Annotated in this window: 11 protein-coding genes (1 of these 11 only partly in view); 8 read left to right on the top strand and 3 right to left on the bottom strand. The window is 60.4% G+C overall.

Features of this window, described 5'->3' with window-relative positions:
• Positions 1 to 388 precede the first annotated feature (388 nt).
• Genes AC4D6D_RS18280 through AC4D6D_RS18255 form a run of 6 tightly spaced genes read left to right on the top strand, consistent with a single transcriptional unit; the run spans position 389 to position 10,341 of the window.
• A complete protein-coding gene (locus AC4D6D_RS18280) occupies positions 389 to 2,455 on the top strand; it encodes an ATP-dependent nuclease (protein ID WP_491328464.1) in 2,067 nt (688 codons plus the stop codon).
• Positions 2,448 to 4,205, top strand: a complete 1,758-nt coding sequence (locus AC4D6D_RS18275; RefSeq protein WP_491328463.1) for a UvrD-helicase domain-containing protein — start codon at positions 2,448 to 2,450, stop codon at positions 4,203 to 4,205. The genes AC4D6D_RS18280 and AC4D6D_RS18275 overlap by 8 nt, the downstream gene beginning before the upstream one ends.
• A 49-nt stretch (positions 4,206 to 4,254) precedes the next feature.
• Positions 4,255 to 4,998: a GNAT family N-acetyltransferase gene (locus AC4D6D_RS18270; protein ID WP_491328462.1), complete on the top strand. Its 744-nt coding sequence runs from the start codon at positions 4,255 to 4,257 to the stop codon at positions 4,996 to 4,998.
• A 55-nt stretch (positions 4,999 to 5,053) separates the two neighbouring features.
• Positions 5,054 to 5,518 carry a hypothetical protein gene (locus AC4D6D_RS18265; protein WP_491328461.1) on the top strand — a complete coding sequence of 155 codons (465 nt, stop codon included), beginning with the start codon at positions 5,054 to 5,056 and terminating at the stop codon, positions 5,516 to 5,518.
• 54 nt (positions 5,519 to 5,572) lie between these two features.
• Positions 5,573 to 6,892: a metallophosphoesterase family protein gene (locus tag AC4D6D_RS18260; RefSeq protein WP_491328460.1), complete on the top strand. Its 1,320-nt coding sequence runs from the start codon at positions 5,573 to 5,575 to the stop codon at positions 6,890 to 6,892.
• Positions 6,892 to 10,341: an ATP-binding protein gene (locus AC4D6D_RS18255; RefSeq protein ID WP_491328459.1), complete on the top strand. Its 3,450-nt coding sequence runs from the start codon at positions 6,892 to 6,894 to the stop codon at positions 10,339 to 10,341. The genes AC4D6D_RS18260 and AC4D6D_RS18255 overlap by 1 nt, the downstream gene beginning before the upstream one ends.
• Positions 10,342 to 11,060: 719 nt before the next feature.
• Here AC4D6D_RS18255 and AC4D6D_RS18250 read toward each other — a convergent pair.
• The 3 genes from AC4D6D_RS18250 to AC4D6D_RS18240 all read right to left on the bottom strand — a co-directional run bounded on the left by AC4D6D_RS18250 (position 11,061) and on the right by AC4D6D_RS18240 (position 13,782).
• On the bottom strand, positions 11,061 to 11,723 hold the full coding sequence (locus AC4D6D_RS18250; protein WP_491328458.1) for a hypothetical protein: 663 nt from the start codon (positions 11,721 to 11,723) through the stop codon (positions 11,061 to 11,063).
• Positions 11,724 to 12,153: 430 nt separating this feature from the next.
• Positions 12,154 to 12,429, bottom strand: coding sequence for an HU family DNA-binding protein (locus tag AC4D6D_RS18245; protein WP_491328763.1), 276 nt, complete (start codon positions 12,427 to 12,429; stop codon positions 12,154 to 12,156).
• A 162-nt stretch (positions 12,430 to 12,591) separates the two neighbouring features.
• Positions 12,592 to 13,782, bottom strand: coding sequence for a site-specific integrase (locus AC4D6D_RS18240; RefSeq protein ID WP_491328762.1), 1,191 nt, complete (start codon positions 13,780 to 13,782; stop codon positions 12,592 to 12,594).
• Between the two features lie 472 nt (positions 13,783 to 14,254).
• On the opposite strand from AC4D6D_RS18240, the gene AC4D6D_RS18235 reads away from it, so the two are divergent.
• Positions 14,255 to 14,413, top strand: a complete 159-nt coding sequence (locus AC4D6D_RS18235) for a hypothetical protein (protein WP_491328457.1) — start codon at positions 14,255 to 14,257, stop codon at positions 14,411 to 14,413.
• A 243-nt stretch (positions 14,414 to 14,656) separates the two neighbouring features.
• Positions 14,657 to 15,379 carry the 5' end (the start) of a recombinase family protein gene (locus AC4D6D_RS18230; protein WP_491328761.1) on the top strand. It continues 960 nt past the right edge of the window, so 723 of the gene's 1,683 nt are visible here — the first part of the coding sequence; the start codon lies at positions 14,657 to 14,659; its stop codon lies off the right edge, out of view.

Below are 15,379 nucleotides of genomic sequence, written 5' to 3'. Positions count from 1 at the left end.
ATTGATCTCGACATTTGATGGCGCGGATTTTGCTCGGATCGATTTGGCTCAATTGGCCATCATTGGCTGATGTATTCATAGGCCATGAGCCCTTGCGGGGGCGTCAGCCGACGGTGGTAATGTAGGAGTGCATGAAGCCGGGAAGGTGCACTGCCAGTTCGGCGTGGCCGTCATAAATGGTAACGTTTGACCGTTGCCTCCTTGATCGTCGGGTTCATAGCTTCGACCTGTCCGTGGGTCCGGGGGTGCTTGATCTTGGCGAGCTGGTGCTCGATCCCGTTCTCGCAGCAACGCATGTCAAATGTGTGGATCATGTAGATGGTAGCGGGACCAAGGTCGACGACAACGACACGGACAGGTGCTAGCCTGATTCAAGAGGGTGAGCTAAGTGCTTATAAAACGTGCAAGAATCGAGAATTTCCGACTGCTTCGAGATGTCGAAATTGGCTTCGAGGACCGGACCACGCTTATCGTGGGGCGAAACAATAGCGGCAAGACGTCGATCGCAGAACTCTTCCGGCGACTACTTTCGGACCGCGCAATCAGCTTCCGGCTGGAAGATTTCTCGCTGGGATGTCACGAATGTTTTTGGACTGCGCTGGTCGCGTATCGGGCGCAGCCCGACGCTGAGGAGACTCTTGACGAGCTCCCCGTGATCCGGCTGGTGCTCGATATCGGCTACGACGTTGACGCTCCGGACCTTGGCCCGCTCAGCGAATGTATCATCGATCTCAATCCCGACTGTGCTGAAGCGCGGCTCGAATTTCGCTTCGCACCGAAAGCTGGCGCGCTTCCCACACTCTTCGCGGAATTTGCAGAGCCGCTCGATAACGCGGAAGCGGATCGCGCGCGCTTCTATCGTGAACTCAGCGCCCGGATCGCCTCGGCCTATACCGGTTCGCTCGAGGCGGTCGATCCAAACGACGCGACCAATCGCAAGAAACTCGAGCCCAAGCTACTCTCAGTGCTTATCGGCGGCGGTTTCATTAACGCTCAGCGCGGGCTCGACGACGACACATTTCGTGAACGCGACGTGCTCGGCAAGGTCGTGGAGGTGTTGTTCCAGTCAGCGCTAAACGACGAGCTGAATCTGGAGCGCCGCACCACGGCCGAGCAGCTCAAGGATGCCGTCGATCAAATCCAGGACGATCTCCATGTCGGCTTCAATGCGAAGCTGACATCGCTGCTGCCGACCTTCGACCTGTTCGGTTACCCGGGGCTCGTCGATCCGGGACTGGTCACTGAAACCAGCTTCGATGTCGACAAGCTGCTGAGCAATCATACGCGCCTGCGGTATCGCGGCGTGAACGGCGTCACCCTTCCTGAAACGTATAATGGGCTCGGCGCGCGCAACCTCGTCTACATGTTGCTCCAACTCCTGCGCTTCTTCCGTGAATTTCAGGGCACGCCGACCGCTGCCGGCGTGCATCTGGTCTTCATCGAGGAGCCCGAGGCGCATTTGCATCCGCAAATGCAGGAAGTTTTCATCCGACAGCTGGAGCACATCGCCAATGAGTTCGTGACCCAGCTCAACGCCGATCGTCCCTGGCCTGTGCAATTCGTCGTCACGACGCACTCACCCCATATGGCGAACGAGGCGCGGTTCGAAAGCCTGCGGTACTTTCTCTCCATTCCGGACGGCCCCGGCCTGCGCCGGTCGGTGGTGAAGGATCTCCGGCAGGGCATGGGCGGAGCCCCGGAGGTGGATCGCAATTTCCTCCACCAGTATCTCACGTTGTCGCGCTGCGATTTGTTCTTCGCCGACAAGGCGGTCCTGATCGAGGGAACAGCGGAGCGGCTGCTGCTCCCGGCTATGATTCGGAAGACCGACGCGCTGGCGGCCGGCGAGCCGCAGCTCGGCAGCCAGTATCTGACCGTCATGGAAGTAGGCGGCGCCTATGCGCATCGCTTTTTCGGTCTGCTCGCCTTTCTCGAACTGCGCACGTTGATCATCACGGATATCGACAGCGTGGCGCCCGGACCGAAGAACAAGCGTGTCGCCGTGCGGGTGGCTGAGGGCACGTTCACGAGCAACGCGTGCATTAAAACCTGGTTCGAACCCGACGTCAGTCCAGCGCAGCTGATCGCCAAGACGATCGACGAAAAGACCGACGGTGTTCGGCGGCTCGCCTATCAGATTCCCGAGGCCGAAGGCGGCCCCTGTGCTCGCAGCTTCGAGGATGCCTTTATCCTAGCGAACCCCGATCTCTTCGATCTGGGCGAAGGCGATAGCGCAACCCTGGCCTATGAGCATGCGGCCGAGCAGAAGAAGTCCAGTTTCGCCCTCGAGCATGCGATCGTGAACACCGAATGGCAAACGCCGCGCTATATCGCTGAAGGTCTCCGCTGGCTCGCTCAGGGCAACCCCGCGTCGGTCGTGGTACCGGCGGTTCTTGCCGAGGAGCTTGTCGCCGAGGTCATTGACGCCGCTGACGGAGCGCAAAACGATGGCTGAGGAAGAAAGTGCAGCTGATGCTGCCGGTCGTCTCGCACTCGAGCGCGTCTATGCCTGCTTCGACGAAGGCCGGAGCTTTCGTCTCGAGGCAGGGGCGGGCGCGGGTAAGACCTACTCGCTCGAAAAGGCGCTGCGGCGGCTCATAGAGCTGCGCGGCAGCGAGCTTGTGCGCAAGCGTCAGCAGATCGCCTGCGTCACCTACACCAACGTCGCTAAGGACGAGATCATCGCGCGGGTGCAGGCGCATCCGGCTGTGCGCGCGGAAACCATCCATGGCTTTTGCTGGTCGGTGCTGCAGGACTTTCAGACCGAACTTCGCACGATCGTGCCCGGTCTGCCAGAATGGGGAGAGCGCCTGGTAAATGCGGGGGTGGACGCGATCGGCGACCGAACGATCCGCTATGAGCTCGGCTACCCCCGCGTGACGCCCGAAGAAGTGACGCTCAAGCATGACGATGTCCTTCTTCTGATGATCGAGCTCCTGGCGCGACCCAAGTTCCGACGGGTGTTGGCGGCCCGTTATCCCGTTCTTCTGATCGACGAATATCAGGACACCGACGCCGGGATCGTCGAGGCTCTCAAGGCCCATTTCCTCGACACCGGCACTGGACCGATCATTGGTCTGTTCGGTGATCACTGGCAGAAGATTTACGGCGAGGGCTGCGGTGCGGTGGAACATGCCGCGCTCACCGCCATCGACAAGAACGCCAATTTCCGTTCGGCGGAGCCGATCGTCGCGATGCTCAATCGCATGCGCCCGAGCCTTGATCAGATCTCCAGCGATCCGGACGCGCCGGGCGAGGCGCGGCTTTTCCACACCAATGCGTGGCCCGGCCAGCGCCGCACCGGCGGGCATTGGGCGGGCGACACAAGCCCCGAGGCCGCCCGCGCATATGCCGACCATCTCAAGCATCGCCTGGAGAGCGAGGGTTGGGATTTCGCGGTTGAGCGCACCAAGATCCTGATGCTGAGCCACAGTGTGCTTGCCAAGGAGCAAGGTTACTCGACCATCCAGGGCATCTACGGGCGTTTCAATGGCGCGTGGCTCAAAAAGGAAGATCCCCACATCAAGTTTCTGGCCGACCAGATCGAACCGGCGGTTACCGCCTTTCAGGCCCAGCGGTACGGTGACATGTTCGAAAGCCTGGGAGCAGGCCGGCCGAGTATCCGGCGCCACCAGGACAAGGTCGCATGGACCCAGACGCTGGAACAGTTGGTCGAGCTGCGCACCACCGGCTTGATCGGGGATGTCATCGATTTCCTTCGGGACCAGCCGCACATGCACCTACCGGAGGCGGTTCTGGACCGGGAGCAACGTCTGGCCGACGCCGGCCCGGAACCGGTCGAAGGTGAATCCAGCCGCGTCACCCAGTTGCGGAAGCTTCGCGCTGTGTCCTACACAGAGCTGATGGCGGTCGACGCGTTCATAGACGGACATACGCCGTTCGCCACGAAGCACGGCGTAAAGGGCGCGGAGTTCGAGAATGTCCTCGTCATCGTCGGCCGTGGCTGGAACATCTATAATTTCGCACAGATGCTGGAGCGCCTCGACCCCGGTCCACCGGCCGACAAGGCCGAATCTTTCGAAAGCAATCGCAACCTGTTCTACGTGGCATGCTCCCGTCCCAAAACGCGTCTGGCAGTGCTTTTCACACAGGTTTTGAGCGCGTCTGCGATGGCCAAGGCAACCGATCTGTTCGGTGCGGCAAACGTCATCGCGCTTCCGGCCGCTCCGGCGGTGCCTGCATGAACGTGATTGGGGCGACTGGGCCGGCCAGATTGGAAAGGGGCACATCAGCGTGACGATCGCGATGTCGACGGACGAGGATCTCGGGCAGATTCTGGATTGGTTGCGAATAGAGGATGAGGGAGGGGAGAGTACCTTTCATCCGAACCGAAACATGATCACCAAAGGCCATGACGCTGGCGAGCTGCTCGTGCTCAAACAGGGCGATGAGGTCGCTGCTTTCGCGCTGGGCGCGCCGGGTGTCATCGACATCTTCGAGACGAAGCCGGCGTTCAGGCGAAGCGGCGTGGGGCGCAAGCTCGCGCAATACTGCATAGACCGAGCCGCCGAGACTAATATGGCGGTGATCGAGGGAGAATGCGCGCCGTCGACCTCTTTGTCCTTCTGGAAGCAAATGGGCTTTCAGGAGATCCGCGCGCGGTATGGCCACAACCCTTGGGTCGGCCTTCGCGTGCCGAAGCGCTTCGCTTTGCCCGACGGGCAAGACCGCGAGGTCGTTATCCGTGTTTATGATGAAAGCGTGACCTATCGCGTTGATGTCGAACCGGTCGCGGAATATCGACCGCGAGCGGTTTTGGCCAAGGACGGTGCAATCTACCTTGAGGAGCGAGTAGCGATTTATGCTCCTGATATCCCGCAGGGTAACGACGTCGCCGTCGAGATCGTCGTGCAAGGCGTCCGACTTGGTCTCGACAAGGCTAAGCGTTTCGCATTGGAGGCGCTTGGCATCCGACATGATCGCTTCCAAAATTTTTACATCGACGTGATTAATCCTTCGGCCGCGTGCGGCGAGTAATGGTTTGGTGGGCTTTGGCCGAAATAGACTTGCATCGAGAGTAGGGCGTGAGTGAATGGCGGACGACCAGTTACGGAGACTCAAGCAGGTTCTGCTCGACGTCTATGGTGGCTTTGCCGACGGACGGATCAAAAAGATCGACGTCGGCGATCGCTTCATCGTGGACAAACGAACTAACAATGACATCGCGGCCGACCGCAATGTCTATGGCTGGTTCTGTTCGATGTTCCTCGAGGTAAGAAAGCCTGAAGAAGTTGTGCTTTCCATTCTCAACATACCGCAAAACGACCGCGTCGGCGCCTGGCTCGCGCAACACGGCAAGCCATTTGCACGCAATGGCTTTAAGATCACGATCGCGAAAGACGAGCAGGCAAAGCTCGCTCACCTTGCCGAAATAGTGGATTCCATCACCGCGCGGGGGAAGCGCTATGATACGCCGCATTACAAATACGCCGTACCTCGCGTAGTCGATGCGCTCGAGACATTGCAAAGTGCGCTAACGAACGGGTGGGTGGACTAAACCTCCATCGAGCGAGGCCCGCCTGAGCGGGGCCGTCGAACATACTCCTTGCCAATGGATCTGAAACTTGGCGGCGAGAGAACGATCGGGCTTTGCGGACTGTCCTTAATGAGCCAGATAGGTTGGATGAGCGCCTTCAAATTCCTCCACGCCGCTGACGTCCATCTCGATAGTCCTCTGGCCGGCTTGTCTCGATACGAAGGCATTCCATTGGAGGAGGTCAGAGGAGCAACCCGCGCCGCGTTCGATAATCTGGTCCGCTATGCGATAGATCAAGCTGTCGATTTCGTCGTGATCGCCGGAGATCTATTCGATGGCGACTGGAAGGATATGAGCACGGGCCTCTATTTTGCGCGCGCGATGGGCCTGCTCGCAAAGGCAAACATTCCGGTATTCCTGCTGGCTGGCAATCACGATGCCGCTTCCGTCTTGTCGCGCAGGGTCCCGTGGCCGGAGAATGTCAGCTTGTTTGCCCACAAGAGTGCAGACACTCACCTCATTGAGGCGCTGGGCGTCGCCGTCCACGGTCAGAGCTTTGCCAATGCTGCCGTCGCCGACAACCTTGCGCTCGGCTACCCGCCGGCCGTCGATCACGCTTTCAACATCGGGGTGCTTCATACTGCCTTGAGCGGTCGCCCGGGACACGCTGGTTATGCGCCCTGTTCTGTCGATGACCTGCGTGGCAAGGGCTACGACTATTGGGCACTGGGTCATGTCCACGCCTACGAGTGTGTCAGCACTGACCCGTATATTGTGTTCCCGGGAAACCTGCAGGGACGGACGATCCGGGAAACCGGCGTGAAGGGTGCCGTCATCGTTGAGGTTTCCGATCGGCAGGTGACATCGGTCGAACGTGTCGAGCTCGACGTCATTCGTTGGGCGCGTGTGGTCGTCGACTGTTCAAGCCTCGAAATGGACGACCTGCAGGCCGCTATCCGATCTGCGCTTGCCGATGGCCATGCCGAAGCGGCTGGTCGGCCGCTGATTGTGCGCCTTGCGCTGACCGGACAAACGCCCCATGCCGGTGCGATCCGTGATGGCATTGGCAGCATGCGGGACGATGTCCGAGCGATTGCCGCTGCTGTCTCTCCCGAACTATGGCTCGAAAAGATCGTCGAAGATCTGAGCGGGGAATCGCAAGCGATTCAGCTCGGTATCGGTGAGGATTTTGCTGCAATTGTTGCATCGGCACCGGATGACCCGGTTCTGGCGCGTCTTGTTGAGGAGGATCTGAAACCATTTCTCGATGCGGTCCGGGGTGATCTGGCCGAGACAGAAGATCCGCTGCGTGTGAGCGCGGAGAATGCGGCGTGGGGGGAGGTCATTCGGAGTGCGTCCGACGCGTTGCGCCATCGACTTCAGGGGGCAGGCTGATGCGCTTCGCAAAGCTGATCCTCGAGCGCTACGGCCGCTTCGAGGACTGTGAGCTCTCGTTCCGTACCGGACAGCCCGATCTTCACGTGATCTACGGTCCGAACGAAGCAGGGAAGACCACGTCGATGGCCGCCGTATCGGACTTGTTGTTTGGCTTTGGGACCACGTCGCCTTACAAATTTCTCTTCGATTATCCGCTCCTCCGTATCGGCGCCGTGCTCGAAGAGGATGATCAGAGCCTGCTGATCCGCCGGAGGAAGGCTAATGCGGGATCGTTGGTCGGGGCGGACGACAAGCCGATCGACGAGGCGCCACTGCTTGCGATGTTGCGAGGCCAGAATCGCGACACCTTCAGATTGTCCTTCAGCCTCGACCAGGAGGGGCTGCGAAAGGGCGGCCAAGCGATGGTCCAGGCCCGCGACGATCTGGGTCAGGCACTGTTCGCCGCTGGATCAAATCTGACGGGCGTCACGGCCGAGGCGGGCAAGCTCGAGGACGAAGCAGACGCCATCTGGGGCAAACGCGCTTCCAGCCGACGCTCCTACACGATCGCCGAACGCGAATTTCGGGAGAAAACGCGCGCCGTCCGAGATCTTGGCATGAAGCCCAAGGATTGGGCCGATGCGCGCAACGCTGAGACTGAAACGCGCCGCACGCTCGGCGAATTGGAGCGACTGCGTGACAACCTATCTACGGAATCGCGAAAGCTGGAGCGGTTGCGCCGCGTCGGGACTTTCGTACGGACCCGGGCCAGCCTTCTCCAAGAGTTAGCCGATCATTCCGCTACCGTCGTCCTTACGACGCAAACTGAGGCCTCATGCGAACAGGCCTTGTCTGCCCTCAACCAGGCACTCCGTGATCTGGATGCCGCCGGCGCATTGAAGGCAGAAGCCGAGGCCGGGATTGCGCTTATCACACTCGACGAAAGTGTAATTCGCGCTGCCGATCGCCTCGAACATGTCATCGAGAAGCGTGGGGCCGCGACCAAGGCGGCCAGCGATCTCGAGCGGTTGGCGACCGAACGTAATCTGCTCGCTCAAGCAACGGCGCGGCTGCGCGGCGAAGCGGGCCTTGGGGCAGATGCAGTTCCTGGCAGGTTGGCCGTCACGCGTTTGCGGGAGATCGCGAAGCAGGCTTCGGACGCTCGTGTGGCGCTCGGGCAGATCTCCAAGTCCGAAGTCGATCTGCGCGCCGAGTTCGCTGCGGTTCATGACGACGGGACTGTGGTCGACGCCGAGCATCTCAGCCGACTCCGCACCGCCATCACCGGTGCGCTCGCCTTGGGCGACGATGTCGACAGCCGTTGCTCGGAGGCTGCCACCACCGCTCAGCGTGCGCAGCGAGCGGTGACGCTGGCTCTCGAGAAGCTCCTGCCCTGGAACGGAGACATCGATCGGCTCGCGGGATTGGTGCCGCCAGCAGATGACGAGCTTCAGCATGCCATCGACGCAATTCGAGACCTTGATGCCACGATCGCGGATGCAAGCGACGAAAGGCGGCGGCTGACTGACGAGGCGTCCGTCCTGGCGGTTGAAATCGAGGGTCTTCGCAGCGCTGATGGCGCGGTCTCCGACGAAGATCTGTCGCGATCGCGCGACGATCGGAACCGCGTGTGGCAAGCATTGCGCGCCGAAATCGCACTTGGCGAGCTGGGGCTATCGGCGCCGGCGAATGCCGCCGAGTTCGACACGAAACTCGGGGAGACGGATCACCTGGCTGACCGTCGCTATGCGAAGGCTGAAGACTCCGGTCGCCTGGCGCACCTGCTCGTCGAACGCAAGGCGAAACTGGTACAGGCACAGCAAGCTCAAGACCGCGCAACGGCGGCCTCGGCCCGGCGCGAGCAGGCAGACGCCGCTTGGTCATCGAGATTGGATGCGGCAGGTCTTGTAACGCTCGAACCCGGCCGACTTCGCGTCTGGCTCAGCCTGCGCCTTACCGCGCTCGACTTGGCGAGCTCTGCTGAGGCGCAATTCGCCGCCGCGACGCGCGAAGACGACCGCCGCTCCCGAGCCATCGATGCTTTGCGATCGGCTCTGGATCTACCGAGTAATGCGAGCGCCCCTGTCGCCTTGGCGGACCTGCTCGCGCAGGCGACAGCAGTTCTGGCCGTTCTCGATGCCGCAGCCGCGCAGAACCGGGACGCAGCTCTCGAGCGAAAGCGCATCGAGAAGGCAATCGCCGATCTGGCAGTTCGCCGGCGCGACCTGGAAGAACGCGTCGAGGCGGCTGGTGCCGATTGGGCGAAGGAAGTTGCAGGCTGGTCTTTCAAATTCGAGATCAGCACCTCGGAATTTCGGCTCGACCTCTTCGATGAGGTCCGCACCGCATCGGACAAGTTGGCCGATATCGAGCGGCGGATCGAGAGCATCGAGCGCGACAGTCGAGATTATACTTCGTTGGTCGATGCCCTTTCCGATGAGCTGTCGGTTGCCGCCGCCACATCCGAACTGCGCGTGGAGGCGATGCGATCCGCCCTACTTGAAGCTCGTTCTGCTCAGACCCGACTGCAGGGCTTGCGCGATGAGATCGCTAAGCGGGGTTCGCAGGAAGCTGAAGCAAATGCGCGGCTTGATGCCGCAAAAGCCTCTCTCGCGGCGGCCATGACCGAAATTGGTACGCAGGATGTCATAGTGATCGCGTCTGCGATCGACGCATCTCGTCTCGTCCGCAGGCTTCGCGAGCAGGTGTCCGAAGCCGAGCGCCAGATCGAAGCGGCGGGCGACGGCTATGGCCTTGAAACTCTTCTCACCGCTTTTGCCGAAAGTGATCCCGATCAGGCGTCCACGCGATCCCAAGCGATCGAGCGCGAGCTGGCGGACCTCAACACTCAAATCTCCGAGGCTGCTGCCGCGCATGGTGAAGCCCGACGCGCGTTCCTGCAGCTGGAAAATTCTCCGGCCGATGCGATCGACGCGGCTACGGATGCTGCTTCAGCGCTGGCCGAAATGGGCGTGCAGGCCGAAGAATATATTCTGCGGCGCGTGCAGGCGGTAACGTTGCGTTGGGCGATCGAGCGCTATCGCGAAGAACATCAAGATCCTATGCTGGAACGTGCGAGCACGCTGTTCTCGCGGCTGACGCTGGGCCGATATGCGGGTCTACGCGTCGACTATGATACAGCCTCGCCGCGGCTCTTGGGTGTATCAGACGATGGGCGATCGATCGTCGAGGTCGGCGCCATGAGCGAGGGCACGACCGATCAGCTCTTTTTGTCCCTGCGGCTCGCAGCCGTCGAGCAATCCGTCATGTCGGGCGTTAGGCTGCCATTCCTAGCCGATGATCTCTTCGTGAACTTCGATGATGACCGGTCGCGTGCCGGTCTTGAAGTTCTTGCCGAATTGGCTCGAACGACACAGGTGTTATTCTTCACTCACCATGCTCATCTGGCGGAGATGGCTCGGGAGGTGGTGGGTGCCGATATCCATTCCCAGTGCGTATTGACGTAATTGTCTGGCATGCAAGTTCACGAGCGCGGGGGTTTCGTTGCGCGTGACCAGACATGACCATCATCAGTGCCTAGAATGGGCCAGCGGCCCCACCACACCTGGGAGCGAACATTCGGCGGCTGAACGGCCGAGGTGGTCAATTTGCCAGTTAAGCACGACGCCGCTGCGCGACTTACGCCGAAGCTTGATGGAGACGAAATTTCGACACATGATGTTTCATCATTAGAGCGAAGCGCAAGCCTGTTCGAATTCCAACTGCCGAGGAGTTCGCCGCCTACGAAGGCGCGCACTGTCACCAGTTGTGGGCTCGTGTCGGTCCACATTGGAGTTGTCCGAGTTGCAGGCGATCGAAATTCGAAATTCTACACTGGACCGTGCGGTTTCCACGAACTGCTCACCGGTTCGAAGACTGGATGGCTGGCCTGCGCGAACATCATGATCACGGCTGTAGCTGGACTGGCGACGGCATCGCGCGATTTCAGCCGACGGTGCTTTGCGATCAATGCAATTCGGCAGACGGTGCCGCCAAGCGCCACCTGAAGCTACCTGAAATCTTTTCCTTCTCGCCAGCTGAAATAGGCAGGTTCGTGGTGTCGACCCCACATGGACAGCATGTGATAGGCTATGACTTGGCCGCTAGAATTTATTCGGCTCTTTAAAATAACAACCCCTCATGTTTGCTCAGAAGCGGCCGTCAGTTCAGCGTAGTCCGTCGAGAGTTAACCGTAGATGCGTGCGTACGTGTCACGGGCGAACTCTATGATGGCTGCGCTGTTTACGCCAAGGTCTTGCAAAATATCGTCTGGCTCGATGGTCCTTACCTTGTCTAGCAGACTGCTCACTTCGGGATTCTCCCAATTCCAGCTAGGTGATTCGATCACCGAAGTAAAAGCTTGCACGCGACCGAAGTGCCAAATGAGCTTTATCACGGCCTCGTAACATTTTTGGTAATCTTGGAATTTGAACACCTGTCCCTTCACAGCGAGCGACCTCAGTTTGATGACCGAGGTTTCGGTGGCCGCGAGTGCCCCCATCAACCGCGTTCCGTCTTGCTCGCCTCGCTTGTTGATGTATTCAATTGCTCCCACAGTCACCTTTTCACCCTCTTCGCCTGGCTCCCAGCTCCGCACGTGGCTCGCCATGCCAATCTTCGCCATACGCAACAGCTCAACCGGCCTCTGCATCTCTACGATGTGCTGATGTGCTGCATCCACGAGTTCGTCTAGAAATTCGGCCTCGCGTTTCGCTCGATCTTGGCGCTGCCAATTGCGTAGTGCCCTGAAAGCAATCCATGCAGTTACAACTGGTGCGATGGTCCTGACGACTTCAAGCCAAGGCATTGCGGCGACCATCCTCATCAACGCAGTTGCCTCGACTGGCATTTCCTTTACTCCACTCAACGATGTATTTTGATGTCCAATAGTGTTAGAAATACGCCATAAAACTGCAAGCTTTACCCGAATAGCGGCACTCCATTTTCAGGTTCGGAAACCGGCCGGCCCGCTCCTGACCCGGCATTCCGCATGCGGTCAGAAAAAGCAGACCGACCAATCGTGGGGAGCCGAAATCGGCGCCTGATTGACTGAGCAGGGTCGGTCACGGAAGCGTACACCGACCCGATCGAATGTCGGCTATCTCGTTTCCGCGCCTTCGAAGCTGCCGTTCCGGATCGTCCCACCTCCGGCCATTCAACTCGGTAACCCAGCACTTCCAAGAACGACTGGCACTGCTGGCCAAACTGCTACGGAAACCGTTTGTAGTGCAACGATAGAAAATCGGCACCGTGCGATGGACGCAGTGCCGATTTTTGCCTCAGCCGTTCAGCTTGTCCTTGATCGCCTTTGCGGGCGCAAAAGTCAGCTTCTTCGAAGCGGCGATCTGGATGGTTTCGCCGGTCGAAGGATTGCGGCCTTCGCGCGCCGGCGAATCCTTGACTTTGAATTTGCCAAAACCGTTCAGCGAAATCTCGTCGCCGGCGGCGGCTGCATCGGCAATCGCCGCGAAAACCAGATCGACGGCCTTCTTGGCATCGGCCTTGGTGACGCCGGTCTCAGCGGCCAGCTTGTCGGCGATGTCGGCATTGTTCATGGGGATAATCTCCTGCGGTTTTAGGAATTGTCGTGGCGTAAAGAAGAGCTGCTCGAAACGGCCAGCAACGCTGGCCGCGTAAACCCTGTGCACAGCTGCGCGCGGTCCAGCGGCGGGGCGTCCGATCAAACAGGGTTTGCCCGGCATTTCCCCCTCCCGCATTCATGCCAGAAGTTTCATAAGCCGTCCGGCCGCACCGGCCTCGGCCGCCAGGTTGCGGTTGTACGCCAACGGCATGCGCGGGCTTTTCCAGCGCAGAGCGTCCATGATCCCGGCGAGATCCTCGCCGCTGGCGAACAGGTCCTGATTGAGGCCGACCCGCGTCGAATGGGCACTCACCCCCTTAAGAAGGCGTGCCAGGTCATCCTGCGTCAGATCGGGCAGGGCACCGGCAGCGAAGGCCCGCTGGATGATCGCCCGCCAGATCGGCCCGATCGAGGCAGGGTGGAGTGCGCCCTCGCCCACATCATACTCCACCCGTGCAGGAACCGCTTTCCTGGGCAGCGTTTTGCGCAAATCCCAGGCCTCGCGGCCCGAGATGGTCTCGATCCGCCGCGCCGGCACGGCCTTTCGCGCCTTGTAGCGCCGCACCTGGACCCGGCGGAACAGCGGCCCGGCCGCGATCTCCGCCGCCGCCTGCCAGGCCGCGATCGCCCGCACCGAGCGCGGCGACAGAAAGGCCGTGGGCCCTTCCCCGTCCGGATCGCCCTTGCTGCGCGGAATGGTCAGCAATCGGGCTTCGGGGTCGAGCGCATCGACGATATGCTCCACGGCGACCGCCACCAGCTCCGAGGCGCGTAGCCCGGTGTCGTAGGCGGTCGACAGCAGGGCCCGGTCGCGCAGCCCCGTCAGATCGTCGCCGCAGGCCTCCAGCAGCGCCCTGATATTGAGGCCCCGCGGCCCATCGCGCGCGACATCGCGCACCGGACCTTTAAAGCGCAGCGGCCGTGCCTGCTTCTGGGCCACGCCCATGGCCTTGCGGATCGCCCCGAGCCGCAGCTTGACCAGCGGCGCCGCGGTCGGGTCGGCGATGCCCAGCAGCTGATGCACCCGCGCGATCGAGGCCTTGTAGCGCGACAACGAGGCCGGCTTGCTGCCCTGCCCGGCCCGGGCGCCGAGATAGTCGGCGACCACTTCCGGTGTCGCCGGCAGCGTGGTGCGACCGGTACGCCGGCACCAAAGGTCGAAGGCCTCGAGGTCGGACTTGAGCGCGCGGACCGTGTGCGGCGAGGAGGCGGCCTGGAACGCGGCGATCAACCCCTCGTCGATGATGAGACGTTCGCCGGCGCGCATCTTGACGACGGCCCACGCCAGCTCGCCAAGCCCGCCGCGCGCTGCGACAGGGTTCTCCATGGAAATCGGCGGGATCGGGTCGGCGGGATCGGGTCGGCGGGATCGCAGGGTTCCATGGCGCCGAAACGTACATTCGATATAAACGAGCGTCAAACACGCTTATGTGATAACTGCAATTATCGTGCGTCCATTTCGATTATTTTTACTTGGACTTACTGAGTAAATGGATACTCCGGGTCAGAGCATGCGTTGGTCAGCTTATAAAAGGTGGACATAGACCAACGGACATCGCGTTCTTCCTCAACGCCTATTCGAAAACACCTTTGTTGGTTGGCCAAAAAAAATATTTCCGACGCCATCAAAACGCCTGTGCACGCCTTCGAACGACGGTGGAAGATTCATCGAGAAAGGCTCGCCTTGAAGCCTCTTGAAGTTCAAGCGCAGCCCCCCATTCCTGTAAGATCGCCCCCTCGACAGCAGGCTTCCCATGTCAGTTCTCTGCCAATGCTTGGACACTTTCACTCTCTTAGGAGTGGCACTCGGCACCCGCCGCACCATTGGGTTGCATGCGCCTCAAAACGCTGTTGAAGTCAGCCGCCAATTGAAGGGCCTGACCATAGACCTGCACACGGAAGCGTGCGCTAACCAGAAACCTTATACCGGGCTGCGAACCTACAAGGGCGCGCGGTGATCCCCCCGGAAACTAAGGCGGACATTGATGGTGTCCACGAACTGGCCGACGAAAGGCAGGCCCGAACTCGTGAAGCGTTGGTTTGTCTTGCTCGCCTGCTCGGGCGTCAGATGGCCCGGGAGTTAAACGCGACGCACTCCGCCTCACGACCAATAGAAGCCCAGGATCAATGAGACGTAGGGGGAAAGGGCACCACAGGCGTCATGCTTGCATGACGGCCCTTTCGCTGTCGGGAGCTTTTCCATGATCCGCACTGCCCTTTATGCCCGTTACTCCACCGATCGGCAAAACCCCTCATCGATTGAAGACCAACTGCGCATTTGCCGGGAACAGGCGACCCGCGAAGGCTGGCGAGTGATCGCAAGCTACAAGGATGCGGCCATCTCGGGCTCAAGCGTGACACTACGCCCTGGCATTCAGCAATTGCTGGAAGATGCAAGGACAGGGAAGTTCGACCTTCTGCTGGCGGAAGCACTAGATCGTATCTCGCGTGACCAGGCCGACATCGCGACGCTTTACAAGCATCTACAATTTGCCGGCATAACCATCGTCACGCTCGCCGAAGGAGAAATCTCCGAACTCCATGTCGGCCTCAAGGGGACGATGAACGCGCTGTTCCTGAAGGATCTTGCGAAGAAAACCCATCGCGGATTGCGTGGCCGCGTCGAGAAGGGAAAGTCTGGGGGCGGACTGTCCTACGGCTACGATCTGGTGAGGTGCCTTGACGCCGGTGGCGAGCCGATCCGCGGCGATCGCACGATCAACGTGGTTGAAGCCGAGGTCATCCGCCGCATATTCCGTGACTATGCAAATGGCATCAGCCCTTTGACAATAGCCAAGCGGCTCAATGCGGAAGGGATATCTGGTCCATACGGCAAGCTATGGGGGAACACGACGTTACGGGGCCACATCAAACGCGGCACCGGCATCCTCAACAACGAACTCTACGTCGGCCGGCTCATCTGG

Source organism: Novosphingobium sp. BF6, from assembly GCF_058273105.1.
The sequence above is the reverse complement of the archived record's forward strand: the minus strand, read 5'-3'. Positions and strand labels throughout refer to the sequence as shown.

What these genes read in the sequence shown, in the direction of transcription:
- AC4D6D_RS18245 (WP_491328763.1), bottom strand. Translation starts at nt 12,429, where the DNA reads ATGAACAATGCCGACATCGCCGACAAGCTGGCCGCTGAGACCGGCGTC.
- AC4D6D_RS18250 (WP_491328458.1), bottom strand. Translation starts at nt 11,723, where the DNA reads ATGCCAGTCGAGGCAACTGCGTTGATGAGGATGGTCGCCGCAATGCCT.
- AC4D6D_RS18255 (WP_491328459.1), top strand. Translation starts at nt 6,892, where the DNA reads ATGCGCTTCGCAAAGCTGATCCTCGAGCGCTACGGCCGCTTCGAGGAC.
- AC4D6D_RS18240 (WP_491328762.1), bottom strand. Translation starts at nt 13,782, where the DNA reads ATGGAGAACCCTGTCGCAGCGCGCGGCGGGCTTGGCGAGCTGGCGTGG.
- AC4D6D_RS18260 (WP_491328460.1), top strand. Translation starts at nt 5,573, where the DNA reads ATGGATCTGAAACTTGGCGGCGAGAGAACGATCGGGCTTTGCGGACTG.
- AC4D6D_RS18275 (WP_491328463.1), top strand. Translation starts at nt 2,448, where the DNA reads ATGGCTGAGGAAGAAAGTGCAGCTGATGCTGCCGGTCGTCTCGCACTC.
- AC4D6D_RS18265 (WP_491328461.1), top strand. Translation starts at nt 5,054, where the DNA reads ATGGCGGACGACCAGTTACGGAGACTCAAGCAGGTTCTGCTCGACGTC.